At 62.9% G+C, this 25,634-nt stretch carries 18 protein-coding genes; 7 read left to right on the forward strand and 11 right to left on the reverse strand.

Features of this window, described 5'->3' with window-relative positions; genetic code table 11:
• The first annotated feature begins 1 nt into the window (after position 1).
• Genes J2W46_RS06190 through J2W46_RS06200 form a run of 3 tightly spaced genes read left to right on the forward strand, consistent with a single transcriptional unit; the run spans position 2 to position 3,276 of the window.
• Positions 2-2,212, forward strand: a complete 2,211-nt coding sequence (locus tag J2W46_RS06190) for an FUSC family protein (protein ID WP_310352219.1) — start codon at positions 2-4, stop codon at positions 2,210-2,212.
• Positions 2,202-2,402: a DUF1656 domain-containing protein gene (locus J2W46_RS06195; protein WP_020069500.1), complete on the forward strand. Its 201-nt coding sequence runs from the start codon at positions 2,202-2,204 to the stop codon at positions 2,400-2,402. Before J2W46_RS06190 ends, J2W46_RS06195 begins: the two co-directional genes overlap by 11 nt.
• A gap of 13 nt (positions 2,403-2,415) precedes the next feature.
• Positions 2,416-3,276: an efflux RND transporter periplasmic adaptor subunit gene (locus tag J2W46_RS06200; RefSeq protein ID WP_131319332.1), complete on the forward strand. Its 861-nt coding sequence runs from the start codon at positions 2,416-2,418 to the stop codon at positions 3,274-3,276.
• 67 nt (positions 3,277-3,343) lie between these two features.
• On the opposite strand, the gene J2W46_RS06205 is transcribed toward J2W46_RS06200, so the two are convergent.
• On the reverse strand, positions 3,344-5,026 hold the full coding sequence (locus tag J2W46_RS06205; protein ID WP_310352221.1) for a methyl-accepting chemotaxis protein: 1,683 nt from the start codon (positions 5,024-5,026) through the stop codon (positions 3,344-3,346).
• 509 nt (positions 5,027-5,535) lie between these two features.
• On the opposite strand from J2W46_RS06205, the gene J2W46_RS06210 reads away from it, so the two are divergent.
• Together J2W46_RS06210 and J2W46_RS06215 are read left to right on the forward strand one after the other, a co-directional pair.
• Positions 5,536-6,813 carry an MFS transporter gene (locus J2W46_RS06210; RefSeq protein ID WP_310352222.1) on the forward strand — a complete coding sequence of 426 codons (1,278 nt, stop codon included), beginning with the start codon at positions 5,536-5,538 and terminating at the stop codon, positions 6,811-6,813.
• Between the two features lie 201 nt (positions 6,814-7,014).
• Positions 7,015-8,922, forward strand: a complete 1,908-nt coding sequence (locus J2W46_RS06215) for a propionate--CoA ligase (protein WP_310352223.1) — start codon at positions 7,015-7,017, stop codon at positions 8,920-8,922.
• 29 nt (positions 8,923-8,951) lie between these two features.
• Here J2W46_RS06215 and J2W46_RS06220 read toward each other — a convergent pair whose 3' ends face one another.
• The 9 genes from J2W46_RS06220 to J2W46_RS06260 all read right to left on the reverse strand — a co-directional run bounded on the left by J2W46_RS06220 (position 8,952) and on the right by J2W46_RS06260 (position 21,386).
• Positions 8,952-9,761 (reverse strand): 5'-methylthioadenosine/adenosylhomocysteine nucleosidase, encoded by an 810-nt coding sequence (locus tag J2W46_RS06220; RefSeq protein ID WP_310068353.1) that lies wholly within the window; start codon positions 9,759-9,761, stop codon positions 8,952-8,954.
• Entirely contained in the window at positions 9,758-12,121 is a 2,364-nt protein-coding gene (locus tag J2W46_RS06225; RefSeq protein WP_310352225.1) for a UvrD-helicase domain-containing protein, read from the reverse strand. The genes J2W46_RS06220 and J2W46_RS06225 overlap by 4 nt, the downstream gene beginning before the upstream one ends.
• A gap of 329 nt (positions 12,122-12,450) precedes the next feature.
• Complete coding sequence (tssG, locus tag J2W46_RS06230; protein ID WP_310352227.1) at positions 12,451-13,533, reverse strand: type VI secretion system baseplate subunit TssG; 1,083 nt, start codon at positions 13,531-13,533, stop codon at positions 12,451-12,453.
• Positions 13,534-13,787: 254 nt separating this feature from the next.
• Positions 13,788-14,069 carry a PAAR domain-containing protein gene (locus tag J2W46_RS06235; protein ID WP_310352229.1) on the reverse strand — a complete coding sequence of 94 codons (282 nt, stop codon included), beginning with the start codon at positions 14,067-14,069 and terminating at the stop codon, positions 13,788-13,790.
• A gap of 10 nt (positions 14,070-14,079) precedes the next feature.
• A complete protein-coding gene (locus tag J2W46_RS06240; RefSeq protein WP_310352230.1) occupies positions 14,080-14,994 on the reverse strand; it encodes a hypothetical protein in 915 nt (304 codons plus the stop codon).
• The gene (locus J2W46_RS06245; protein ID WP_310352233.1) at positions 14,991-16,166 is read right to left on the reverse strand and encodes a DUF2515 family protein; all 1,176 of its coding nucleotides are present in this window, start codon (positions 16,164-16,166) and stop codon (positions 14,991-14,993) included. Before J2W46_RS06245 ends, J2W46_RS06240 begins: the two co-directional genes overlap by 4 nt.
• 30 nt (positions 16,167-16,196) lie before the next feature.
• Positions 16,197-18,872 carry a type VI secretion system Vgr family protein gene (locus J2W46_RS06250; protein ID WP_310352235.1) on the reverse strand — a complete coding sequence of 892 codons (2,676 nt, stop codon included), beginning with the start codon at positions 18,870-18,872 and terminating at the stop codon, positions 16,197-16,199.
• An 11-nt stretch (positions 18,873-18,883) separates the two neighbouring features.
• Positions 18,884-20,824, reverse strand: coding sequence for a type VI secretion system baseplate subunit TssF (tssF, locus tag J2W46_RS06255; protein ID WP_310352236.1), 1,941 nt, complete (start codon positions 20,822-20,824; stop codon positions 18,884-18,886).
• A gap of 244 nt (positions 20,825-21,068) precedes the next feature.
• Positions 21,069-21,386, reverse strand: coding sequence for a hypothetical protein (locus J2W46_RS06260; protein ID WP_310068318.1), 318 nt, complete (start codon positions 21,384-21,386; stop codon positions 21,069-21,071).
• Between the two features lie 27 nt (positions 21,387-21,413).
• Here J2W46_RS06260 and J2W46_RS06265 point away from each other — a divergent pair, with 27 nt between their 5' ends.
• Positions 21,414-24,293, forward strand: coding sequence for a valine--tRNA ligase (locus tag J2W46_RS06265; protein ID WP_131319798.1), 2,880 nt, complete (start codon positions 21,414-21,416; stop codon positions 24,291-24,293).
• Between the two features lie 70 nt (positions 24,294-24,363).
• Entirely contained in the window at positions 24,364-25,245 is an 882-nt protein-coding gene (galU, locus tag J2W46_RS06270; protein ID WP_027776571.1) for a UTP--glucose-1-phosphate uridylyltransferase GalU, read from the forward strand.
• A gap of 118 nt (positions 25,246-25,363) precedes the next feature.
• Here galU and J2W46_RS06275 read toward each other — a convergent pair whose 3' ends face one another.
• The gene (locus J2W46_RS06275; RefSeq protein WP_027776570.1) at positions 25,364-25,591 is read right to left on the reverse strand and encodes a sulfurtransferase TusA family protein; all 228 of its coding nucleotides are present in this window, start codon (positions 25,589-25,591) and stop codon (positions 25,364-25,366) included.
• Positions 25,592-25,634 lie beyond the last annotated feature (43 nt).

A 25,634-nucleotide genomic window follows, 5' to 3' on the forward strand; every position in this document is an offset into this window, starting at 1 on the left:
CATGTCAGCCCCCTCTTCATGCGCTCCGCGCCCTTCGTCGTTCGCCGTGCGGTACTCGGCCGCCGCCGAATGGGCGCGCACCGACGGCCTCACGTGGATCTATCTGTTCAAGGCGCTCGCCGCGTGCTTCCTCGCGCTCGGTATCGCAATGAAGCTCGACCTGCCCCAACCGCGCACCGCGATGACGACCGTCTTCATCGTGATGCAGCCTCAAAGCGGCATGGTGTTCGCGAAAAGCTTCTACCGGATTTGCGGCACGCTCGTTGGCCTCGTCGTGACGCTTGCGTTGCTCGGACTGTTCGCGCAACAGCCGGAAATGTTCATCGTCGCGACGGCGATCTGGGTCGGCATCTGCACAGCGGGCGCCGCGCGTAACCGCAACTTCAGGTCCTACGGATTTGTGCTTGCCGGATACACGGCCGCGCTGATCGGCATTCCCGCTTCGCAACATCCCGACGGCGCATTTCTGAGCGCGCTCACGCGCGTCGCCGAAGTCGTATTGGGCATTGTCTGCGCGGGCGCCGTAAGCGGCCTCGTCTTCCCGCAGTTCACCGGCTTGCAGATGCGCGGCACGGTGCGAGCGCGGTTCTCCGCGTTCGTCGAATACGTGTCGACGTCGCTCGCCGGCCGCAATGACCGCGCGCAGATCGAAGCGACCAATGCGCGCTTCGTCGCGGACATCGTCGGGTTCGAGGCGGCGCGCAGTGTCGCCGTGTTCGAAGGACCGGATTCGCGGATGCGCGGCGGCCGCCTCGCGCGGCTGAACAGCGAGTTCATGACCGCATCAACGCGTTTTCACGCGCTGCATCAGTTGATGAACCGACTGCGCGACGCCGGCACGCACGGCGCGGCCATCGCCATCGACGCACTCGAACCGTACTTCAAGGAAATCGCACCGTTGCTCGCGAAGTCCGGCGAACCCGTGTTGAGCGCGGCCGACGCCGCCCACGCCGCCGCGCAACTCGACGCGTACAAGGCCGAGTTGCCGCGCCGCGTGCGCGCGACGCGCGCCGCGCTCGAAGCGCATCCCAATGCGCCGCTGCTCGACTTCGACACGGGCGCGGAACTGCTGTACCGCTTTATCGACGATCTGCATGCATATGCCGCCACTTACGCGTCGCTTGCCGTCGACACGCACGAGCGCGAGCGCTGGGTCGAGCGTTACCAGCCCAAGACGAACGCGATCGCCGCGGGCGTCGCGGGCCTGCGCGCGGCTCTCGTGATGATAGTGCTCGGCGCGTTCTGGATAGCCACCGCGTGGCCGAGCGGCTTGACGTTGACGCTGAATGCAGCGACCGTTTGCGCGCTGGCGTCGTCGTCCCCGAATCCGAAACGCACCGTGTTCCAGATGGCGGGGGGCACGCTCGTCGCCTCGGTGATGGGCATGCTTGCGGTGTACGGCGTGTTTCCGCGCATCGACGGATTTCCGCTGCTGTGCGCGGCGCTCGCGCCGTTCCTGCTGTTCGGCGTTTTCATGACCACGCGGCCCGCGCTCGCCGGCTACGGCGTCGGCTACTGCATCTTCTTCTGCTTTCTTGCCGGTCCGGACAACGTGATGCACTACGACCCGAGCGCCTTTATCAACGATGCGATCGCGCTCGTGCTGTCGATGCTGGTGTCGTCGGTCGCGTTCGCCGTGCTGCTGCCGCCGTCCACGCCGTGGCTGCGCAACCGGCTGCTCGTGGATCTGCGACGCCAGGTCGCGGTGGCGAGCCGTGCACGCCTCGGTCGCGTGCGCTCGCGCTTCGAGAGCGGCGCGCGCGATCTGATGTTCCAGATCAACGCGCTCGCGCAGGACGACGCGTCGGCGAAGCGCGACACGTTGCGCTGGCTCTTCTCGGTGCTCGAAGTGGGCAACGCAGTCATCGATCTGCGACGCGAAGTGGCGATGCTGCCCGCCGACCCGCGCTATGCGAAGACTATGCCGTGGCGGGTCTCGCTGCACGCAGTGTGCGATGCGCTGAGCGTTCTGTTCGAGCGGCCGCGTACGGAGCGTTTCGAGCGCGCACTCGCCGCCACCGCAAACTCGATCGGCGCCGTCCAGTTGCTGCTCGCCGAGTTCACGCCGCCGCGCGAAGAGCGTCATCAGTTGCAGCGCATTCTGAGTCAGTTGCATTTCATTCGTACCGCGTTGCTCGATCCGCAATCGCCGCTCGAACCGTTGATGAGCGCACGAGCCGACGCGTCAGAAGGAGTTCCGCATGCCGCGTGACATTGCCGTTTTCGACGCCTACGTGCCGACGATCGTTCTGCTGTTCATTGCGGGCGCCGTGCTCACCTGGGTGCTGGATCGCGTCATCGCCTACACGGGCGTGTATCGCGTCGTGTGGCACCCGTCCCTATTCCGGGCCAGCCTGCTCGTGTGTGTTTGCGGCGTGCTGGGCCTCGCCGTTTACCGTTGATCAGAGTCGAAACATGACCATTCGAAATCTTGTTGGCTTCGTCGCGACAGCCATAATCTTTATCGTCGCGATCCTGCTGGGACGCGTGCTGTGGGTTCACTACATGGACGAACCTTGGACGCGCGACGGACGCGTGCGCGCCGAGATCGTCAACGTCGCGCCCGACGTTTCAGGCGCGGTCGTCGATCTGCCGGTGAAGGACAATCAAATGGTGAGAAAAGGCGATCTGCTCATGCAGATCGATCCGTCGCACTACGAGATCGCCGTCGAACAGGCACAGGCCGCCGTGGCCGCGCGCAAGGCCGAATTGCAGATGAGGCGCGACGACGCAAAGCGCCGCGCGGATATGGATTCGCTCGTGGTGTCGAAAGAAAACCAGGAAAACGCGACGCATACGGCGTCGGCCGCCGAGGCTGCCTATCAGCAGGCGCTCGCCGCGCTAGATGCCGCGAAGCTCAATCTGGCGCGCACGCGGGTGGTGTCGCCGGTCGACGGTTACGTGACGAATCTGAATGTGTTTCGCGGCGACTATGCGACAGCCGGTGCGGCGAAGCTCGCCATTGTCGACAGTCACTCGTTCTGGGTCTATGGCTACTTCGAGGAAACCAAGCTGCCGCACGTGCATATCGGCGACAAGGCTGAAGTCCGGCTGATGAGCGGCGGCACACTCGAAGGCCATGTGGAGAGCATTTCGCGCGGTATTTACGATCGAGACAATCCGCAAAGCCGCGAATTGCTCGCCGATGTGAACCCGACATTCAACTGGGTCAGGCTCGCGCAGCGCGTGCCGGTGCGCGTGAGGATCGATTCGGTGCCTGACGGTGTGGTGCTCGCGGCGGGCATTACCTGCACGGTGGTGGTGAAGCAAAGCTGAGCGGCACAGTGCGCCCGGTTCGTGCCGGGCGCGCTGCCATATCGATTGGCCTAACCCGTCCTAAGCCTCACAACCTGAACTTGCCCACCATCTGCTTCAGGCCGTGAGCCTGATCGTCCAGCGATCGTGCTGCGGCAGTCGCCTGTTCGACGAGCGCCGCGTTTTGCTGCGTGCCCGAATCCATCTGCGCGACGGCAAGATTGATCTCCTCGATACCTGCGCTCTGCTCGGAAGAAGCCGCCGAAATCTCGCCCATGATGTCCGTCACGCGCTTCACCGCCTTGACGACTTCGTCCATGGTTTGCCCCGCGTCCTGAGCGAGCGTCGAACCGTTGCTCACGCGCTCCACGGACGTGCTGATCAGCCCTTTGATCTCCTTCGCCGCGGCGGCGCTTCTCTGCGCGAGGTTGCGCACCTCGGCTGCGACTACTGAAAACCCGCGGCCTTCCTCGCCGGCGCGCGCTGCCTCGACTGCCGCATTCAGCGCCAGAATATTCGTCTGGAACGCGATCCCCTCGATTACGCCGATGATGTCGCCGATGCTGCGCGCGCTGTCGTTGATCTCGTTCATCGTCGCGACGACGCGGCTCACCACTTCGCCACCCTTCTCCGCGATCTCCGACGCGTTATTCGCGAGCGTGCTCGCCTGCTTCGCGTTGTCGGCGTTTTGCCGGACCGTCGACGTCAGCTGCTCCATGCTGGTCGCGGTGCGCTCCAGCGCCATCGCCTGCTGCTCGGTGCGCTGCGACAAGTCGAGGTTGCCCATCGAAATTTCGCCCGAAGCGGTCGCAATCGCGTCCGCGCTCGATGCAATGTCGGACACAGTCGTCGCAAGACCGCTTTGCATGTCGGAGAGCGCGTACAGCACGCTCGACTTGTCCTTGCGTCCCAGCGTGATGTGGTTCGACAGATCGCCCGCCGCGATCCGGCTCGCGATCTCCTTCGCGTATGCCGGCTCGCCGCCGAGCTGGCGCGCGAGACGCCGCACGACCCATTCGCTGATGCCGGCGGCCAGCACGATCAGCCCAATCGTCATGACGGCGAGCATGACGAACGACGACTGGTAAATGAAACGCGAGGCGTCGATCGTCGCCTTCGCGGCCGTGCCGCGCTCCGTGACCATTTCGTCGACGAGTTTTTCGAGCTTGCCGGTTTCGACCAGCAGCGACACGTCTTGCGTGCCGACCTGCCAGTTCATCTGCGACAGGTCGAGCGGCTGCGCCTTCACGAGCGTCACGAAGTCGCGCAGATGCGCGCTCCACACCGTCACAGCGGCGGAAAACTTCTTCTGATGCTCGACGGCCTTCGCGTCGGATTTGTCGACGTACTGTTGCAGCGTGCCCAGTTCGGTGGAAAGGCCGTTCAAGCCCTTGTCGATGTCGGTGCCCAGTTCGTCGCGTTCTTTAGCAGTCGTTGCCGTCAACAGCATTTTTTGCGCGCGGCTCGCGCGCAACATGTGACCGCGGGCTTCTTCCGCAGCGCGGCTCGCAACGTGGCCTTGATCGTAGATGGATTGGGCCGACGCATTCAGGCGGCTGATCTGGGTGAGGGAGAACACGCCGATCGCCAGCGTGCCGATCAGAAGCACGGCGAACGCGAGGCGCAACATCGTCTTGACCGACAAGCCCTTCAAGCTCACCGCCCGCGAGCGGCCGCCGTTTCCACCCTTTCCGCGCGACGGCGACGCCGCCGCTTTTCCATCCGGAACAAAGCCCGCGCCTGTCCGGCTGCCCAACGAAACTGCTTTCATATTCCCCGTCCCCACGTTTAGAACTGCCGCAAAGGTCTGTTCCGGCATTGCTTCTTATCTCTCCGGGTCTACGGCATCGACGCCCGCGATCTTTAGTGCGGTTCGTAAAAAGCCGATCGTGATCGCCCGGTCCTCGACGCGCAGCTTTGTGAGCGCGCGTCCGCGCCCGTTTATACATGGCCAAAAATCCCCATAGCGCTTTTATCGGTAGGCTTGCCAGACGCTTACTCGCGTGCCGGTCGTTTGGGACCGGGCACTGCGACGGTGCGTCAAACGCCCCATCGCTGCGCGCAGGAGGGCGTGGACCGCCCAGCGCGATGTCTCATTCGCGACAAAACTTGTCCTTACAGTTCCGTCGAGCCACATTAAACTGCGACAAATAGCTGGCAGCCCCGCGACGCCCCGTCGAAATGCCGAGACGACGAAGTACGACGAAGCGCGGCGTAGTACGCCGATCGCGATCTATCGCCAGCCAGGAATTGCCCCTTTCTCTTCCTTTGTCCAAGCGTATGGAAACCAGCCTCGATAAACGCGCACTTGCCGGCGCGTCAGCCGTAACCGGCACCACCGCCACTCCCAACTCGACGGGCTCGTCCGCGCAGCCGGCCGCGACCGTGCAGCGCACGGTTTATTCGGTGCTCGGCGCAATCAGTTTTTCGCATCTGCTCAACGACATGATCCAGTCGTTGATTCTCGCCATCTACCCGATGCTGAAGGACAACTTCTCGCTGTCGTTCGGCCAGATCGGTCTGATCACGCTGACCTATCAGATCACCGCGTCGCTGCTGCAGCCGCTCGTCGGCATCTATACCGACAAGCATCCGAAGCCGTACTCGCTGCCCGTCGGCATGGGCTTCACGCTGGCCGGCCTGCTGCTCATGTCGATGGCGCCTAATTTCGGCGTGTTGCTGGTAGCGGCGGCGCTCGTCGGCTGCGGCTCGTCGGTGTTTCATCCCGAGTCGTCGCGGGTCGCGCGCATGGCGTCGGGCGGCCGTCACGGACTTGCGCAATCGCTCTTCCAGGTGGGCGGCAATGCGGGTTCGTCGCTCGGACCGCTGCTTGCCGCGCTGATCGTGATTCCGCACGGCCAGCGCAGCATCGCGTGGTTTTCGGTGGCGGCGCTCGTCGCGATCGTCGTGCTGACGCAGATCGGGCGCTGGTACAAGCAGCATCCGTCGGTCAAGAAGGCGCGCAGCCAGACCGGTCATGCGACGCTGTCGCGCAACCAGGTCATGTTCGCGATGGGCGTGCTGATCCTGCTGGTGTTCTCGAAGTATTTCTACCTCGCGAGTATCAACAGCTATTTCACGTTCTATCTGATCGACCGCTTCCATTTGCCGGTGCAGGCCGCGCAGATTCATCTGTTCGTGTTCCTCGCCGCGGTCGCCGCGGGCACGGTGATCGGCGGTCCGATCGGCGACCGCATCGGCCGCAAATACGTGATCTGGGTGTCGATTCTCGGCGTCGCGCCGTTCACGCTGCTGCTGCCCTACGCAAATCTGTTCTGGACCGGCGTGCTGACGGTGATCATCGGCGTCGTGCTGGCCTCGGCGTTCTCCGCGATTCTCGTGTACGCGCAGGAGCTCATTCCGGGCAAGGTCGGCATGGTCGCCGGGCTCTTCTTCGGCTTCGCGTTCGGCATGGGCGGTATCGGCGCGGCGGTGCTGGGTGAACTGGCCGATGCGACCAGCATTGGGTACGTGTACAAAGTCTGCTCGTTCCTGCCGTTGATCGGCGTGCTCACGGTGTTTCTGCCGGACGTGGAAGGCAAGCGCGCGAAGGCGTAAAAGCCTGCTGTCGACGGATGAAAAAAGGCGCTGCGGCGCCTTTTTCTTTTGCGCGCGCCGCTCATGGTGAACCCCCGTTGTCCGGCGAGCCGCGCGTACTCTATGCTTGTGCCACACGCCTCGCTCCGGCGCCGCCCAACATGGCCGCAGCGCACGGCCTCTCCACCTGTTCGTCACCCAGCATCCGAAGGATCGCCGCAGATGACCCGCTACCGCGACTTCCACCGCCGTTCGATCGAGAACCCCGAGGCATTCTGGCGCGACGAGGCGCGGCGCATTCATTGGGAAACGCCGTTCGACACCGTGCTCGACCGCTCGAATCCGCCGTTCGCGCGGTGGTTCGTCGGCGGGCGCACGAACCTGTGTCATAACGCGGTAGACCGGCACCTTGTCGACCGCGCGCAGCAAAATGCACTGGTATATGTGTCGACGGAAACCGGTATCGAGCGGCGCTACACGTACGCCGAGCTATATGCCGAAATCAACCGGATGGCCGCAGTGATGCGCTCGCTTGGCGTGAAGCGCGGCGACGTCGTGCTGCTCTATCTGCCGATGATCCCCGAAGCGCTCTTCGCCATGCTCGCCTGCGCTCGGCTCGGCGCGATCCACTCGGTCGTATTCGGCGGGTTCGCGGCGCCGAACCTGGCCGCGCGCATCGACGACGCCAAGCCGGTGCTGATCGTCACCGCCGACGCCGGCGCGCGCGGCGGCAAGGTGATCGACTACACGCCGCTCGTGGACGAAGCAATCGCGCGCGCAACGCACAAGACGGCGCGCGTGCTGCTGATCGACCGCCAGCTCGCGCCGGAGCGGCTCAACGCAACTTACCTGGTCGATTACGAACCGCTGCGCGAACAGTTCTTCGACGCGCACGTGTCCTGCGAATGGCTCGAGTCGAGCGAGCCTTCGTACGTGCTGTACACGTCGGGTACGACCGGCAAGCCCAAAGGCGTGCAACGCGATGTGGGCGGCTACGCGGTGGCGCTGGCGGCGTCGATGGAATACATCTTCGAAGGAAAGGCAGGCGACACGATGTTCACCGCGTCGGATGTCGGCTGGGTGGTCGGCCATAGCTACATCGTCTACGCGCCGCTGATCGCGGGGCTGACCACGGTGATGTACGAAGGCACGCCGATCCGCCCCGACGGCGGCATCTGGTGGCGCCTCGTCGAACAGCACAAGATCAATCTGATGTTCACCGCGCCGACCGCGCTGCGCGTGCTGAAGAAACAGGACCCGGCGCTGCTTGAAAGCGCCGACCTGTCGAGCCTGCGCACGCTGTTCCTTGCCGGCGAGCCGCTCGACGAACCGACCGCCTCATGGATTACCGGCGCGCTCGGCAAGCCGGTGATCGACAACTACTGGCAAACGGAAACCGGCTGGCCGATGCTCGCGATTCCGCGCGGCGTCGAAGCGCTGCCGACGAAGCTCGGCTCGCCGGGTGTACCGTCGGCCGGATTCAATCTGACCCTGCGCAATGAGCTGACGGGCGAGCCGTGCCCGCCCGGCGAAAAAGGCGTGCTGACGCTGAATTACCCGTTGCCGCCGGGCTGCATGTCGACGGTCTGGGGGGACGACAAGCGCTTCGTCAGTACGTACTGGTCGAGCTTTCCGGACCAGCAGGTGTATTCGACCTTCGACTGGGGCATTCAGGACGAAGACGGTTACGTGACGATTCTCGGCCGCACCGACGACGTGATCAACGTCGCGGGGCACCGGCTCGGTACCCGCGAGATCGAGGAAGCGTTGTCGAGTCACGCGGCCGTTGCAGAAGTCGCGGTGGTCGGCGTCGCCGACCCGTTGAAGGGTCAGGCGGCGATGGCTTTCGTCGTCCTGCGCGACGCTCAGGCTTACCCGGATGCCAACGCACGCACGAAGCTGGAGGCGGAACTCACGGCGACGGTCGACCGGCAACTCGGCGCGATTGCGCGGCCGTCGCGCGTGGTGATCGTTTCGATGCTGCCGAAGACGCGCTCAGGCAAGTTGTTGCGCCGGGCTATCGCCGCACTGGCAGAAGGACGCGAGCCGGGCGAACTGCCGACTATCGAAGATCCGGCCGCGTTGCAGCAGGTGCGCGAGGGGCTGAGCGAGTCGGCGCGCAACGAGTGAGGGCCGGGTTTCCGTCGGCCCGCTTCGACTCAACCCGCGCTGCGCGCGACCAGAAAGCGCGTGAGGATCGCGTTTGAATAAGCGCCCGCGATTTCGGTGAGAAACGAGACGAACGACGCCGGCGCGTGATCGTCGGCGGTATCGGAGATAGTGCGCACAACTGCGCACGGCACGCCGTATTCGTGACAGACCTGCGCGATCGCGGCGCCTTCCATCTCGACGGCAAGCGCGTCCGGCAAGGCCTCGCGCAAAGCCTTGACGCCCGCCGCGCTCGCCACGAACTGATCGCCGCTGATAATCAGCCCGCGATGCACGCGCGGCCGCATCGTGCCGAAACGCGCCGCCGACGCAGCGCCTTCCTCCGCGACAAAACGCTCACACGCGGCGGCGAGCTGCGCGGCCAACGTGGCGTCGGCGGTAAAGCGCGACATTCCTAGCAACGGCACTTCGAAACGCGGAAAGAGCGGCGACGCGTCCAGATCGTGTTGCAACAACGCATTGGCAACGACGATGTCGCCAACTCGCACCTCGGCGCCCACTCCGCCGGCGACGCCGGTGAACACAACAGATTCGACGTCGAATGCATGGATCAATGCGCTGACCGTTGCCGCCGCCGCGACCTTGCCGACGCGCGCGAGCGTTACGACGCACGGTGCGCCATGGACGGTACCGACGTGATAGTCGCGCCGGCCGTGCGTGACGGTGCGCACGCCGGATTCCGCGCGCATCGCCTCGATCAGGTCGCCGAGTTCTTGCGGCAAGGCCGCGAGTATGCCGAGCGGTCTCTTCGACGACGACGCGGCCAGCGCTGCGTCATGGCCCTGACTTGCGGCGCTCATTCGACCGCCTGCAGTTTGGCGACCGCGAGCGCGAGCCACTTCTCGCCGTGGCGCTTGAACTTGACTTGCGCCTTCGCGTCGGCCCCGCCGCCTTCCAGCGCGGTGATCGTGCCTTCGCCGAACTTGGTGTGAAACACCTGCTGGCCGACGCGGAAGCCCGCCTCCGCCGCACGTTGCTCGTTAGCGAAGGCCGGCAACGGCGCGGCTGCCGTGGACGCCCCGCCGCCGTACCCCTGCTGGCGGTCGGGCCGGGCGAACCAGTCTCGTCCATAACCGGCATTGTCCGAGCGGCCGCCCCAGCGCGCGCCCGCCTCGACTTTCGGCGTGAGCCACTTGAGCGTTTCCTGCGGCAATTCGTCGAAGAAACGCGAGCGAATGTTGTAGCGGGTCTGGCCGTGCAGCATCCGGCTTTGCGCGAAAGACAAGTACAGGCGCTCCTTCGCGCGCGTGATGGCGACATACATCAGACGGCGCTCTTCTTCCAGTCCGTCCGACTCCATTGCGCTGTTCTCGTGCGGAAACAGCCCCTCTTCGAGACCCGTAATGAACACGGCCGTGAATTCGAGGCCCTTGGCCGCGTGCACCGTCATGAGTTGCACGGCTTCCTGGCCGGCTTGCGCCTGGTTGTCGCCCGCTTCGAGCGACGCGTGCGACAGGAAGCCGGCGAGCGGCGTCATGGTGTCCGGGTTTTGCGCGGGGTCGGCGATGCCGGGCGCGTCGAGCACTACGGTGTTCGGGTCGTCGGTCGCGACTGCCAGTTCGGGCGCCGCGGTGGCGCCCGGACGCAGCGGAATGGAGCGCGCGGGCGTGTCCATGCCGTAGCCCTCTTCGCTGACGAACGCGGCGGCCGCGTTGACGAGTTCCTGCAAGTTCTCGAGCCGGTCCTGACCTTCGCGCTCGTTCTGATAGAAGTCCGCGAGACCGCTTGCACGGACAACGTACTCGACGGTTTCCGGCAAGGTCATCTGCTGAGTTTCCGCGCGCATCTTGCCGATCAGGTTCGCGAAGCTCGCAAGACTGGAGCCCGCCTTGCCGGCGACATATGGGATCGCCGCGGCCATCGAGCAGTTATACAGTCGCGCCGCGTCCGCGAGCTGTTCGATCGAGCGCGCGCCGATGCCGCGCGTGGGGAAGTTGACGACGCGCGCGAACGCTGTGTCGTCGTTCGGATTGTCGATCAGACGCAGGTACGCGAGCGCGTGCTTGACTTCCTGGCGCTCGAAAAAGCGCAAGCCGCCATACACGCGATACGCGATGCCCGCATTGACGAGCGTGTGCTCGATCGTGCGCGACTGCGCATTGCTGCGGTAGAGAATCGCGATTTCGCTGCGCGACGTGCCGGTGCTGATCAGCGCCTTGATTTCCTCGACGATCCAGCCGGCTTCCTGCGAATCCGTCGCCGATTCATAAACACGGACCGGTTCACCATGACCGGCGTCGGTGCGCAGATTCTTGCCGAGACGCCGCGAATTGTTCGCGATCAGCTGATTGGCCGCGTCGAGAATATGGCCGTGCGAGCGGTAGTTCTGTTCGAGCTTGATCAGATGCCGCACGTTGAACTCGTGCTCGAAGTCGCGCATGTTGCCGACGTTTGCGCCGCGGAACGCGTAGATTGACTGGTCGTCGTCGCCGACCGCGAAGATCGAATTGGTCTGACCCGCGAGCAGCTTCAGCCACGCGTATTGCAGCTTGTTCGTGTCCTGAAACTCGTCGACGAGAATGTGCTTGAAGCGCGCCTGATAATGTGCGCGCAGCGGCGGATTGTGCGCGAGCAGTTCATAACAGCGCAGCAGCAGTTCCGGGAAGTCGACGACGCCTTCGCGCTGACACTGCTGGTCATACGCTTCGTACAGTTCGACGAATTTGCGGTTGAAATTGTCGGTGGCGTCGACGTCTTTCGGGCGCAGTCCTTGTTCCTTCGCGTTGTTGATGAAGTACTGGAGGTTCTTGGCCGGATATTTTTCGTCGTCGATGTTCAGGCCCTTCATCAGACGCTTGATCGCGGACAGCTGGTCGGCGGTGTCGAGAATCTGGAAGGTGGCGGGCAAGCCGGCATCGCGATGATGCGCGCGCAGCATGCGGTTGCACAGGCCGTGAAAGGTGCCGATCCACATGCCGCGCGTGTCGATGGGCAAAAGCGCCGACAGGCGCGACATCATTTCGCGCGCGGCCTTGTTGGTGAAGGTCACGGCCAGAATGGTGGCGGGCGACGCAAGCCCGTGCTGGATGAGCCACGCAATGCGCGTGATGAGCACGCGGGTTTTGCCGCTGCCCGCGCCGGCGAGAATGAGCGCGGGCTCGTTGGGGAGCGTGACGGCGGCGTGTTGTTCGGGGTTGAGATTGGCTAGCAGATCGGGCATTTTTTCGGAGGGACGGCGGGGTGTTCGTCATTATATGCCCGCGAGGGGGAAGGGATTTTTTGCGCCCTCGGTGCGGTCATGCTGCCGGCGGCGGCGGTTTCCTTTGCTTGCAGCAGCTCTTTCTTTTGGTCCCTTTTCGGCCTTCCACATCACAGCGTTCGCGTTTCCACTTCTTCGTCTTCGACATCCAGTTCGGGCACCAGATGTCCGTCCTGGATACTGGCATCCCGCCAGTCGAGCCGAAGAGCGATGACACCCACCAGTCCGGCTGGCTTATCGGGGTACTCGCCAGGAGGTCAGCGATGTTGAACTCAAAGAACGGTCGAGCGCTACGCGGGCATGTCGCCTGAGGCCCGGGCTTTCACTTTCTGCCGCAGCTGGCGCACGTAGTTTTCCGGCTCGAAGCGCATCCCGGCGATGGGCTTCCACTGAGGTGACTGGCCCAGCCAGCTCGACCAGCCGAGCTGCTGAGAGCCGCCCATGACCGAGGGTGTCGCGCTTTCCCGCTTGAGCAACAGCTCAAGCTCCCAGGAATACTCGCGGCCGACAAAGGTCCAAACGAACTCGATGAGCTTGAGCAAGTCGGCGCCCCGCGGTGTAAAGCGCTGATACTGTTCCGAATCGAGCGGCCCAAGCACGAGACAGAAACGGTGCCTGCGGTCAGGGACCACCTGCCCGAGGGTCGCGCCCATCGCCATGCAGGACGACATCCGCTCTCCACCCAGACGGCTCTCGCGCCCCGGCTCAATGGCCATCCAGTGCAGTCCAAACTCCTTTATCTCCGCCGGCACGCCAAAGTAGTGCGCCAGCGTGGCACGCAGGCCGTCAGGATTGCGCGACTGGCGTATCAGGTGTGGAGCGGCCGACAGGCGTGCATGGGAGGCCAGCGGAAAGCGCCGCTCGCGCCGCCCCCCATCCCCCAGCAGCGAGGCCACGTAAAAAGAAAAGTGATCGTCGTCGGCCCGGTCGAGGCTCGCCGCCGACTGCGACCACTTCCATGCGCGAAACATCAGCGAGAGAGAGCGGTGATGGAAGATGTCGAGGAAATTGCAGAGTGTTGGATCGCGACGGCTTTCCTCACGCTCGCGTGCAATCTCCGTGACGTGGATAGGTAGCGGACCGTTGGGGCCGAGCATGCCGAGACTAAAGAGCCGGATGCGAAGCCTGCCGCCCTTGAGCGTGGCATCCGCAATTTCGCGTGGCGCGAAGACCAGGCTCGGCTTCTGGCCGAGCCTGAATGTCTCGGTGGTAGTCAGTGCAGCCGTGCCGACCGGATCGATGGCCGGGTTCGCATAGATCCGGCGCATGAGCGCAATAAACCCGTAACGCCACGGCTCGGCTTCCACGTGCGCGATCAGCGCTTGAGAAAGCGGCGGTACGGCCGAAGCCGTATCCGGTTGTTCAGACTTCATCAGGTCATCTCATGAGAGTGAAGCGCACGGCTAATGCAGCAGATGACTGGCAGGCGCCGGGCCGCCAGCCGGGCACCGCAGCCCGGAGGTGCTGGCGAACGGATTGACCAGGATATCCGGTCCGTCGCATAGTGGCATCGCGCGCATGTCCCCGATGCTCAGGCGCAGACCCTTCGTCCGCGCCCGCACGTGGCGCGATTGTCTTGCCGCGCGGGCACGCCGAGGTACAGGATGCGATTTTGCTTCCCGCTGCGTCATTGCTCGCTAGCGATCAACGTTGCGCCGCATGTGGTCTTGTGCCCCTCTACTGCGATGGGCGAGCCGAAATCAAGGCTTCCATCGTAGCCCTCGGCAATCTCGAACATATGAGGTGCGCATTTCGGGCAGGTCACCTTGTCACCCTTACGCGCGATAGGCATTTCGGAAGGCCCCCAGGTCGAAGACGGACTGCCCGAAACAACCTTACCGCCGTGGCTTGTCGTATCGCCCACCACGATCTGCTTCTTGCCATTTATGTCCGCACGTTCCATCAGCATGATTTCCCCCTCAATTTGCGGATGCACTGGACGACTGCAGCGCCTTGATGGGTGGGTCCTGGTAGGTCGTGTCGATGGCGTAGCCTTGTGCCCTCAGTGCCGCTTCCGTCTTGAGCCTCATGGCTTGGTACTTCTCCAGTTCTGCGGGCAGGAGTGCCTTCCAGTTGTGGATTTTTTCTGCTTTTCCCGGGAAATACCCTAGACCATAAAAAGCGTATTCACTCTTCACATCGACCGTTAGCAGGTAGGTGCTCTTTCCGACGAATCCGCCCATGTTGCTTTCCATAAGGCTAACTTCGAGATACGCGCCATCGGCATAGAAAACCCATCTGGGAAATTTTCCCTTGGCCTTCATCCACTCATCCATACTGGGCATATAGGTTGAATCGAGAGAATATTCCCAATCTGCTGCATCTGACGCGGCATAAATCCACGCCTGCTTCCCAGAAAGACGCGGATCAAATGAATCGATATAGTGCTTCCATCCAAGGGAGCGCAATTGTGCGAGCAACGTCATAACCCGATCACGCGCCGCTTCGTGCGTATCAGCCTGCTCGGGACTCACGCCAAAACTGATCTTCCACTCGTAGATCCCCTCCGGTACGTTTTCGGCCGCGAAGCCGATCATCGACAGAACGTTATCGATCACGAAACTGTGATTCCCACTCACAAACTGCACCGTACCAAGGTCGCCTCTTTGCCAGTCACGCTGGTAAAACTTCGCGCCTGTGGGATGATTGTCGACGGATGAGCCGGGACCATTCAGGTCGGAGCGTTGTGGCTTTCCAAGCCGGATAATCGTAGGTAACTGTGACATGTCGCGATCGTTAGAAAATGATGAAGGAGGACTCCAGTGATGCGCAACCATCAGAACGGCAAATAACAATGTGCCGATGGCCAACGTTGCGGAAAGGATCGTCCTCATGAGTTGTCCGGCATATCGCCCCAGTTCCTGATGTTTGAGAGGTAGTCAAGCATCGTCTGTCGCTTGTCGCCTTTCATCAAACCGTGATACTTCGTTGCAGCATCCGCAATCCAGGCCATCCTCTTCTGGTAATCCTGCAGCACGAGCCGGTCTGGAGCATCGGATCGGAATTCCGCGTTGTTCGTGGTGTCTTCGTCGGTAAGTACCAATTGAAGACTCGGCACCAAGGCTCGAATAACCGGCGACAGCGCAATGTCGGAACCGTCTGACAAGCCATATTGCATCCCGCTTACCGAAGCGTTGATTGCTGTATCGTCGGAGGTCGCCAGTGCCGATCGCTGGCCGTTGAGCCACCACTGGAAAGACGGATCATCGTAGATCAACCCCTGGAGCACCTCACCTTGTTCGTGCATTGCAATGGCAAGCAGGTGGTTGAAAGCGATACGTGCTCGCTGTCCTTCTGGTGCGTCCTCCCATTTCGATACTTTTTGAAATCCATCTAAAACCAGCGGCGTACACTTGAGATAGCCAAGCTTGGCCTTCTTCACTCCAGTGTCGCCATCAATCTCGTACGGAACTTTGCCGATTGATTCCGCATGGATCTTCTGCCGGGAGAAGTTGGTTGCAACCTGATCGACAAAATTCCTGCTGTCGCGGGACTGCGCACACATATCGAAGGTGCCGGCTCCAGCGGCATAGCCATAGAACCATGGCAGAACATCGTTGAACAGCCAGAGATTGCCACGGCCCAGGCCTGCGCGTAAGTCGGACCACCGTGCGCCATATTTCACCCGCCAGAGCGCGAGCGTGGCCGCAACCTGCTTGGACGCGAACGCGCCCAGGCCGAGCCAATAGAAGCGGCCGATCTTGCTCTTGTCACCCAGATGGAAGTCTTCAAGGAACACTCGCGCATAGGCTGCGGCGATGCGTCTCGCCCGTACCTCAGGATCACTGACGAACGCCGGCGCTCCCTTTTCAACCTGTGTGCCCGAAACATGCGGATCGCCCTCGCGGTAGTCGGGCATGTGCTGGTGAACCGGCGCATGCGTCACGAGGTGCCGCATCGCAAACTGCTGCGCGAGCGACCAGATAACATCACAACTACACTTCGCGTCGACGCACGTATTGGGCCGGGGATTCGTCGTGCCGGTCGCTGTCAGATTTTCTGCCAAAATTTTCTCGTTCCCTGATCCATGTCGTAATTACGCATTGACCTCGCCGCGAGCGGCGAAAAATTCATCCCAGTGCAACTGGAACGCTGCGCCTTCCTGCTCTACGGTATTCAGTGCCGGTGAGCGTCCCAGTTCGTCTGTCCTGAAGATATGACCGGCTGACTGGGCGATCATCTGGTAGTCCACACCAGGAAGCGGCTGGCCCGTCGGCGAGAGCACGCGGAAAAGCTGGTCGTTCGCCTGGACATCGGGCAGTCCATTCGCATTCACCCCCATCGGTTTCGGGGGCAGGTTTTTCGCTTGGGCGTTGACCTCATAGACACCGCCGCCGACGGTAATCTTGCCGCTCCTCAGGCTGATATAGCTGTCGCCACCGTGCAGCATCACCTCTTCGGTTGCCTTGATCGTGATGCGGTTGGCACTCTGGGTGATGTCGAGTTTCGCCAGCAGATTGAGGTTCTTCTTCAGCGAGGAAATATTAATGTCCTCGGCATAGGCGATGATGCGGATGCCGAGTTGATAGGCAAACAGCCTGATCGCCTTGCGTGCCGAAGCGAACAGGTTGCCGCCCGTGCTGACGCTCGTATGCTCGCCGCTCGTCAGGGCGGTATGTTTGCCGCTATGCAGATGGGTATTGGCGGTCGCGGTTGCTGCAACATCGGCAGCGGAGGCCAGAACGAGATGCGGCTTCGATGGCCCGCCAAGACCATCGTCTCCCGTGCGACCAATTTCCGTTGCCTGCTGCTTCAGCGGCTGGCCAAGTTCGTGCCTGTCCTGCGACTGTTGCGCTCCCGCCTGAACGGCCGCGGCGGCCAGCACGTCGTGCTGCTCCGCTGCCTGGGCCAGGCGCTGGACTGTTTCCCCCCGATCCAGCGCAGGCGCGGTTGCACCTGAGCGCGACTCTGTCGTGATCAGCGTGCCCTTGTTCGCCCGCATTACCGCGTGTGCATCGGTGGCCACCTCGATGCCTTCCCCACGCGCCTCCGTGCGCCCCTTGTTGCCATCAATGCGTGTGTTGAAGCCCGCCACGAAGCGCGAGTTGGCATGGTCACTCGTCACCTGCACCTGAAGCCTGCCGGGCGTGTCGTCGGTCACAACGCTGTTCGAGGCAGACCCGCTTTTCCTGCCAATGTCCTGGCTGCGCCAGCCCGACAGCGCCTCGTTCGCGGGCAGGTCCCACGGCGTCTTGTTATCGTTCGTCGTATGGCTTGCCAGGATGAATGGGCGGTCCGGGTCGGAGTTGTAGTACCCCACATGGACGTGGTCGTCCACACGCGGAATCCAGATCGCACCACGGCGCGTGCCCTGCCACGGCTGCGCGAGCGGCACCCAGCACGTGGCCTGCCCGTCGCGCTGGCCCTTGCGGTCCCAGGTGAACCACAGGCGCAGCCGCGCGAGCGGGTCTGTGGTCACAACCGAGTTGTCGTAGCCGCACACGATGGCGGTCTCGGCAAACGCGCGAGGCTTCTTCGCCTTCAGCGGCGTGCGGTATACCTCGTTGGCGTCCTGCGCCGTGAACTTCGTCTTGCACGTGTACTGGCGTTTCAGGCCGCCACCCTGGGTGACCGTGTCGTTGTTCACGATTTCGATTGTCGTGCCGGTCACCACGTACTCGGCGTTCGCCGGCTGGTACGGATAGCCCTCAAGGAAGAACGAGTAACCCGTCATCAGGCCGCGCAGGTTGCCTTCCCCCTTGATGCGCATTGATTTGCAGCGATGCGCATCGACGCGCACCCGCGCCAGGAATCGAGCCTCATACTGCTCGTCGTTGCGCTGGCCATTGACACCCATCGCCCCCTGCAGCGGCTGCGCATAGTCGGCCTGGATGTACTCCTCGGCGTTGTCGTGCGAGGCGTCCCGATGCATCTTGACCGTGTACGTGCGGTGCGACTCGCCCTGCATATAGTCGTAGTCGGTGACCGTCGTCTGGCCGGTGGTCAGCGCCCGCGAGAGCTTCAGAGTATGAACATGCTCCTCGTCAATGCGCTGGCCGCCCCGGTCGAGAAACCGGATGGTTCGGTACGCGGGGCCATGCTTCTTCCAGCTCGCGTTGTCGAACAGTACCAGGGTGTCGCCTTGCTGGAAAAATGTCACCCCGAATTCTTGCCATAGTCTGTCCAGAAAATTCCAGTCAGATTCAAACCACTGTCGGGTGTAGTCCCTTCTCGGGTAATAGCTCTTCTGACCACCGGGGCCGCTGAGACGGTAGCGCACCTCGATGGGATACTTCTTCAGGACCTCGCGCGTGATCTCGACGACATCCTTGTCCATGAACGCGCGGTTTTCGCGGTTCAGGCTGGTGAGCCAGAGCGCGGGCCGCAGGCGAAAGCGATAGAACATGCGGCGCGGCGCTTCCGCTCCAAGGCAGCTTGCCTCGGTGATCACGCCCGTGATCTCGCGGATGTCGGTCCCGAAGTTCACGCCGCTGTCCAGTGTCAGGCCGTTCTGCCAGGTGCCGTTGCCTCCGATGGCGATGCGCACCGTCATGCGCTTGCCCACCAGCTTGTTGACATCAACCAGCTTGTGTAATTCGCTGATGTGCAGGCCGTCCGCCTCGATGGTCGAGACATCGACCTCATAGTCGTAGAGACGGCCGAGTTTTTCCGTGCCCGCCAGGCGCGTGGCCACGAACACCGGCTCGCCCCGGTAGGTCGGAAACGCCTCGCAGCTCACCTCAAGCGTGCGGGCCTGGGTATTCCATGACATGAATGCACCTCCTAGAAAACCTCGCGCGTACCGTCACGCGCGGGCCAGGTGAAAACCGCGCCACGCTGCTTCGTCCTGAACGTAGTGCGCGTGAAGGAATGTCTGGAAACGTGGCGGGCCACATAGCGCTCCAGCACGAGGGCGAACGTGAAGGCCGACCAGCCTTCGAACGCCGCCTCGTCAAACTCCAGCGTGATACCGATGCCGCGCATGAACTGCATGTCGCCCGCGATCCGGTGCCAGTCGTTCACCGGAACAGCCTGCGCAGCGATGAGGCCGTCGAGCTGGTGGCGCATTTGCGGTGCACCTGCAGCGAGGTACGGCTCCAGCATCATGCGCAGCCCCTCGCCGGGCCACGGCTCGTCGTATTCGTCATCGAACACGCCGTATTCGAGGTTCAACTGCCGCAGAAGCTTCCATGCCGCCTCGCCACGCGCCAGCGGTGGCCCGGGCATGGTGGGTGGCCGCACGAAGCCCACACTGGCGACTGATTTCGCACCATGCACGATCAGGTCATCGCGGCCATTGCGCGGCAGTGTGCAAGGCAGGTCGCCATTGGTCAGCCAAGCATCGAGTGACAGGTAGCGCACCCCCGAATCGTCTGGCTGCTGGTCGTGCCGCAGGAGCGATAGCCACGTATGGGTGCGCACAAACGGCTGGTGGGTGGCGTAGCGGCGCACGTTGTCCGCCGGCAGTTCCAGCTCACGCCGCACGGTAAAGCGGCGCACATCGCGACGCTCGTCGTTTGGGAGTGCCACGTCCTGAGGCACAAAGGGAATTGCCTCCGATGTCGCGTCATCGTCCACCTGGCCGATGATGTGATTGACCGAGTGAAGCAGATGATCGTCGGGCGCGGTCACCTCGGGCACGAGCCGGTGCTCGCTGTCCTGGGAGGCCACCTTCAGCCGCTCGGACGCGGCCGGATACAGGTTCACGACAGGCACACAGTGCAGCGCAAACTGCGAGGCATCGACATGCTGCGCCAGTTCTCCCGGCTCGCGGGATAGCAGCAGCACGAGCTCGGCTTCGGGTTCGTCGATGCGCGACAGCCCACCGGCCAGGCCGGCGAGTGTGAAGAACCAGAACCGTTGCGGAAAAACCATGTACTCGTGCAGCAGGTTATGGCCGTGCATGCCCTCATGGACGGGCGGCAGGAGACTCCGCTGCGGCTCCAGCCCCTCGTACTCAACCGCATGCTCGATACGGCCATTGCGCATGCCGTCCTGGAACACGCTGTGCAGCTCGCCCGTCGCAAACTTCCCCGGCACGCCCGTAATGCTCGCCACAGTCGCCGTGTGGATCAGATCGAAGAGCTGCGAGGCAATCCGCTCCGCGCCACACAGATAAACAGGCAGGCGGTCCAGAGCGGACAGCGCGCGGATGGGGCCGCCGTGGGTTGTCCGGATGCGCAGGCGCAGCGAGCCGCGCACCTGGACACCTCCGGACACATGGCGGTAAAGGTTGGGAATATCGGGCGGAATACCGCCCGCAATGACAGCGGCAATCGTCAGTGGCTGGACGGTCACATCGAAGGCGGTGCGCAATTCCACCGCCGTCTGACCTTCCTGCGCACGCGAGAAAAGGGGCGTGCCACGCGGCAGCATCTGTGCCTCGCCGCCCTGTCCCGCACCTTCGCCAGGGTAGAACTGCACGAGCGCCATCGACGGCAACGGCGTGACGTAGTTGGGATGCACGCTCTCGAGCAGGCGCAGCGTGAACGGATCCGGCGCACGGTCGATGCGCATCTGCGCGCGGGCGTTCACGAACGCGGAGGCCTGGACCAGGCGCTCGACAGAGGGGTCGTCGATCCCGCCCGCCTGCATGCCCAGCCGCGCCGCGATCTTCAGGTGCCCTGCGGCGAATTCCTGCGCACGGCTGCCTGCATAGAGCAGTTCACCGGTGTAGTAGTCGAGCAGTTCGGGGTCTGCGAGCGGTTGATGCGGCTTCGTCATGGCATTCGTTTCGTCTGGCAGTCCGGTCCTGAATCCCGTCGATGCGGGGGCACATCCGCGTGACCAAACTCCAGCCCGGTGCGAGAGACCATTTTGTCTGCGGAATACAGCCGCACGATGGTCCCACGATCCGGCCCCTAGGATCGTCGAGAACTGTCACGACTTGCGCGCGCGCAATGAAATTCAGAAAATTGGATTCGTCTGATTGCGCCACAGTTGATTGTCGCGGTGGGAATCGGCCTCTTCACTCTGCCTGCGGAGCGGTGATCGGCACACCCATGAACGCCTTTGCGGTCGCCCATGCTTCCTCGACGGTTATCCCCGGCCGGCGTCCCGTGCTCCTTTTCTGCTGGCCTTCAGGTGCGCTCGAGCGGTACACGAACGACACGGAGCCGTTAGGCCGCAAGCGCGGCCCGAAGCCAGTCAGCGTGTTGTCGTACACGTCGCGCAGCGTCGGCACCTCACCTCGGGCCAGCGTCGCCAGGCGCTCGCCTTCGAGCCTCCGGCAGCAGAGAAACACCAAAACCAGAGCCGCGCCCCGGCGCCCTTTATAATCGAACATTCTCCGCATTTACCAGCCGATCGACCCATGAGCGACACCCCGAGCGACACCTCCTCTACCCTTGCCAAAAGCTTCGAGCCGCACACCATCGAAGCCCACTGGGGCCCCGAATGGGAAAAGCGCGCCTACGCGGCGCCCTCTTTCGACGGGAACAGGAAAGACTTCTCGATCCAGTTGCCGCCGCCGAACGTCACCGGCACCCTTCACATGGGCCACGCGTTCAACCAGACCATCATGGACGGCCTCGCCCGCTATCACCGCATGCTCGGCGACAACACACTGTGGGTGCCGGGCACCGACCACGCGGGTATCGCCACGCAGATCGTCGTCGAACGGCAACTCGACGCGCAAGGCGTGTCGCGCCATGACCTCGGCCGCGAGAAATTCGTCGAACGCGTCTGGGAATGGAAGCAGGAATCCGGCTCGACCATCACGAACCAGGTGCGCCGCCTCGGCGCGTCGATCGACTGGTCGCGCGAATACTTCACGATGGACGACAAGATGTCGGCCGCCGTGCGCGACGTGTTCGTGCGCCTTTATGAACAGGGCCTGATCTATCGCGGCAAACGCCTCGTCAACTGGGACCCGGTGCTGCTTACCGCCGTTTCCGATCTCGAAGTGGTCAGCGAAGAAGAAAACGGCCACCTGTGGCACATCCAGTATCCGCTCACCGACGGCTCCGGCCATCTGACGGTCGCGACCACGCGGCCCGAAACCATGCTCGGCGACACCGCCGTGATGGTCCATCCGGAAGACGAGCGCTACGCGCATCTGATCGGCAAGACCGTCACGCTGCCGCTGTCAGGCCGCGAAGTGCCGATCATCGCCGACGACTACGTCGACCGCGAGTTCGGCACGGGCGTCGTCAAGGTCACGCCCGCGCACGACTTCAACGACTATCAGGTCGGCCTGCGCCACAAGCTGCCGCAAATCGAGATTCTCACGCTCGACGCGAAGATCAACGACAACGCGCCGGAAAAATACCGTGGCCTCGACCGTTTCGAAGCCCGCAAGCAGGTCGTCGCCGACCTCGAAGCGCTCGGCGCCCTCGAATCGGTCAAGCCGCACAAGCTGATGGTGCCGCGCGGCGACCGCACCGGCGTCGTGATCGAGCCGATGCTGACCGACCAGTGGTTCGTCGCGATGAGCAAACCGGCGCCTGAAGGCACGTTCAATCCGGGCAAATCGATCGCCGAAACCGCGCTCGACGTGGTTCGCAACGGCGAAATCCGCTTCGTGCCGGAAAACTGGACCACCACGTACTACCAGTGGCTCGAGAACATCCAGGACTGGTGTATCTCGCGCCAACTCTGGTGGGGCCATCAGATTCCCGCGTGGTACGGCGAAAATGGCGAGATTTTCGTTGCGAAGACCGAGGAAGGCGCGCACGCAAAAGCGGCAGAAGCCGGCTACACGGGCCCGCTGAAACGCGACGAAGACGTGCTCGACACGTGGTTTTCGTCCGCGCTCGTGCCGTTCTCGTCGCTCGGCTGGCCGAACGAAACGCAGGAACTGAAGCACTTCCTGCCGTCGTCGGTGCTGGTTACGGGCTTCGACATCATCTTCTTCTGGGTGGCGCGCATGGTCATGATGACCACGCACTTCACGGGCAAGGTGCCGTTCGACACGGTTTACGTGCACGGTCTCGTGCGCGACGCCGAAGGTCAGAAAATGTCGAAGAGCAAGGGCAATACGCTCGATCCGATCGATATCGTCGACGGCATCGGCCTTGACGCCCTCGTCGCCAAACGGACCACCGGCCTCATGAACCCGAAGCAGGCCGCGTCGATCGAAAAGAAAACCCGCAAGGAATTTCCCGACGGCATTCCCGCGTTCGGCACCGACGCGCTGCGCTTCACGATGGCGTCAATGGCCACGCTCGGGCGCAACGTCAACTTCGATCTCGCACGCTGCGAGGGCTACCGCAATTTCTGCAACAAGCTGTGGAACGCCACCCGCTTCGTGCTGATGAACTGCGAAGGTCACGATTGCGGTTTCGGCAAGCCGGAACAGTGCGGCGAGTGCGGCCCGGACGGCCACCTGAACTTCTCGTCGGCGGATCGCTGGATCGTGTCCCGCCTGCAGCGCGTGGAAACCGAGATCGCCAGGGGTTTCGCCGACTATCGCTTCGACAATGTGGCCAACGCCCTATACAAGTTCGTCTGGGACGAATACTGTGACTGGTATCTCGAACTCGCCAAGGTTCAGATCCAGACGGGTCAACCGAACCAGCAGCGCGCCACACGGCGCACCCTGCTGCGCGTGCTCGAGACGGTGTTGCGCCTCGCGCACCCGGTGATTCCGTTCATCACCGAGGCGTTGTGGCAAAAAGTTGCGCCGTTGGCCGGGCGTTATCCCGCGGGCAAGGCCGAGGGCGAAGCGTCCATCATGGTGCAGCCGTACCCCGTTGCCGAGATGTCGAAGCTCGACGAAGACGCGGAGCAATGGGCGGCCGACCTGAAAGCAGTGATCGATGCGTGCCGGAATCTGCGCGGCGAAATGAATCTGTCGCCGGCGGTCAAGGTGCCGTTGCTCGCTACCGGCAACGCGGAGCGTCTGCGCACCTTCGCTCCGTACGCCCAGGCATTGGCCCGTTTGTCGGAAGTGCAGATCATTGCCGACGAAGCCGCGCTCGACGCGCAAGCAGATGGCGCGCCAATTGCTATCGTAGGCAGTGACAAGCTCGTGCTGAAGGTGGAAATCGACGTCGCGGTCGAGCGCGAGCGGTTGTCTAAGGAGATTGCGCGGTTGAGCACAGAAGTCGTCAAGTGCAACGCTAAACTGCAGAACGAAAGTTTTGTCGCCAAGGCGCCGCCCGCAGTCGTCGAGCAGGAGCAGAAAAGGCTGGCGGAATTCGAAGCGACTGTCGGCAAGCTGAAAGCGCAGCTCGCGCGCTTGCCGGCCTGATCGACGCTCCACGCCCGCCCGCGCGGCGGGCACGGACAGATAGCTAAACCAGAGGACTCAGGGTAATCACATGCTAAAAGTTACAAAGGCAGTATTTCCGGTAGCAGGTCTTGGCACCCGGTTCCTCCCTGCCACGAAGGCAAGCCCGAAGGAAATGCTGCCGATCGTCGACAAGCCGCTGATTCAGTACGCGGTGGAAGAAGCCATGGCGGCCGGCATCACCGAAATGATCTTCGTCACGGGCCGCAGCAAACGGGCGATTGAAGACCACTTCGATAAATCGTATGAAATCGAAGCCGAACTGGAAGCGCGCGGCAAGGACAAGCTCCTCGAACTCGTGCGCAGCATCAAGCCGAGCCATGTGGACTGCTTCTACGTGCGTCAGCCCGAAGCGCTCGGCCTCGGCCACGCCGTGCTGTGCGCGGAAAAGCTGGTGGGCGACAACCCGTTTGCCGTGATTCTGGCTGACGACTTGCTGTACGGCACGCCGCCCGTCATGACGCAAATGATCGAGGTGTTCGACCACTATCACAGCTCGGTGATCGGCGTCGAAGAGATCCCGGCGCAGGAAACCAAGTCGTACGGCATTGTCGACGGCAAGGAATGGGAAGACTCGATCATCAAGATGTCGGGCATCGTCGAAAAGCCGGAACCGAGCGTCGCACCGTCGAATCTCGGCGTGGTGGGCCGCTACGTGCTCAAACCGCGCATTTTCGACCACATCCGCTCGATCAAGCCGGGCGCCGGCGGCGAACTGCAGCTGACGGACGCAATCCAGTCGTTGCTCGCCGACGAACAGGTTCTCGCGTACAAGTACCATGGCACGCGCTTCGACTGCGGCAGCAAGCTCGGTTATCTGAAGGCAACGGTCGAGTTCGCGCTGCGTCACCCCGAAGTGGCCGCGGATTTCGACGAATATCTGCGTACCCGTTCGCCGGTTCTGGAAGGCTAAAGCCCCTGCGAGATGCCTTGAATCGCGAGGCATCTCCCGAAAGTCAAAAAGGCGCTGTGCCCCGCTTTCGCGGGCACAGCGCCTTTTGTTTGGGAGCGTGCGTCTGAATGTATGCGCTTCAGCGGCGCTTCATGAGAAACGTAAAGACCTTGTCGTGCGCCGAACTCTCGACGATCTCATTGCCGGTCTGCTTCGCGAACGCGGCGAAATCGCGCTGCGAGCCGGGGTCGGTAGCGAGCACCTTGAGAATCTGACCGCTTTCCATATCGGCGAGCGCCTTCTTGGCGCGCAAAATGGGCAACGGGCACATCAGCCCGCGCGCATCGACTTCCTTATGAATCTGAATTTGCATCGACGATGACCTTCGGGACAAGGCGTCGTTCGCGACG

The organism is Paraburkholderia strydomiana (assembly GCF_031456815.1).
In the GTDB taxonomy this organism is placed as follows: domain Bacteria; phylum Pseudomonadota; class Gammaproteobacteria; order Burkholderiales; family Burkholderiaceae; genus Paraburkholderia; species Paraburkholderia caledonica.

What these genes read in the sequence shown, in the direction of transcription:
- J2W46_RS06190 (WP_310352219.1), top strand. Translation starts at nt 2, where the DNA reads ATGTCAGCCCCCTCTTCATGCGCTCCGCGCCCTTCGTCGTTCGCCGTG.
- J2W46_RS06195 (WP_020069500.1), top strand. Translation starts at nt 2,202, where the DNA reads ATGCCGCGTGACATTGCCGTTTTCGACGCCTACGTGCCGACGATCGTT.
- J2W46_RS06200 (WP_131319332.1), top strand. Translation starts at nt 2,416, where the DNA reads ATGACCATTCGAAATCTTGTTGGCTTCGTCGCGACAGCCATAATCTTT.
- J2W46_RS06205 (WP_310352221.1), bottom strand. Translation starts at nt 5,026, where the DNA reads ATGAAAGCAGTTTCGTTGGGCAGCCGGACAGGCGCGGGCTTTGTTCCG.
- J2W46_RS06210 (WP_310352222.1), top strand. Translation starts at nt 5,536, where the DNA reads ATGGAAACCAGCCTCGATAAACGCGCACTTGCCGGCGCGTCAGCCGTA.
- J2W46_RS06215 (WP_310352223.1), top strand. Translation starts at nt 7,015, where the DNA reads ATGACCCGCTACCGCGACTTCCACCGCCGTTCGATCGAGAACCCCGAG.
- J2W46_RS06220 (WP_310068353.1), bottom strand. Translation starts at nt 9,761, where the DNA reads ATGAGCGCCGCAAGTCAGGGCCATGACGCAGCGCTGGCCGCGTCGTCG.
- J2W46_RS06225 (WP_310352225.1), bottom strand. Translation starts at nt 12,121, where the DNA reads ATGCCCGATCTGCTAGCCAATCTCAACCCCGAACAACACGCCGCCGTC.
- tssG (WP_310352227.1), bottom strand. Translation starts at nt 13,533, where the DNA reads ATGAAGTCTGAACAACCGGATACGGCTTCGGCCGTACCGCCGCTTTCT.
- J2W46_RS06235 (WP_310352229.1), bottom strand. Translation starts at nt 14,069, where the DNA reads ATGCTGATGGAACGTGCGGACATAAATGGCAAGAAGCAGATCGTGGTG.
- J2W46_RS06240 (WP_310352230.1), bottom strand. Translation starts at nt 14,994, where the DNA reads ATGAGGACGATCCTTTCCGCAACGTTGGCCATCGGCACATTGTTATTT.
- J2W46_RS06250 (WP_310352235.1), bottom strand. Translation starts at nt 18,872, where the DNA reads ATGTCATGGAATACCCAGGCCCGCACGCTTGAGGTGAGCTGCGAGGCG.
- tssF (WP_310352236.1), bottom strand. Translation starts at nt 20,824, where the DNA reads ATGACGAAGCCGCATCAACCGCTCGCAGACCCCGAACTGCTCGACTAC.
- J2W46_RS06260 (WP_310068318.1), bottom strand. Translation starts at nt 21,386, where the DNA reads ATGTTCGATTATAAAGGGCGCCGGGGCGCGGCTCTGGTTTTGGTGTTT.
- J2W46_RS06265 (WP_131319798.1), top strand. Translation starts at nt 21,414, where the DNA reads ATGAGCGACACCCCGAGCGACACCTCCTCTACCCTTGCCAAAAGCTTC.
- galU (WP_027776571.1), top strand. Translation starts at nt 24,364, where the DNA reads ATGCTAAAAGTTACAAAGGCAGTATTTCCGGTAGCAGGTCTTGGCACC.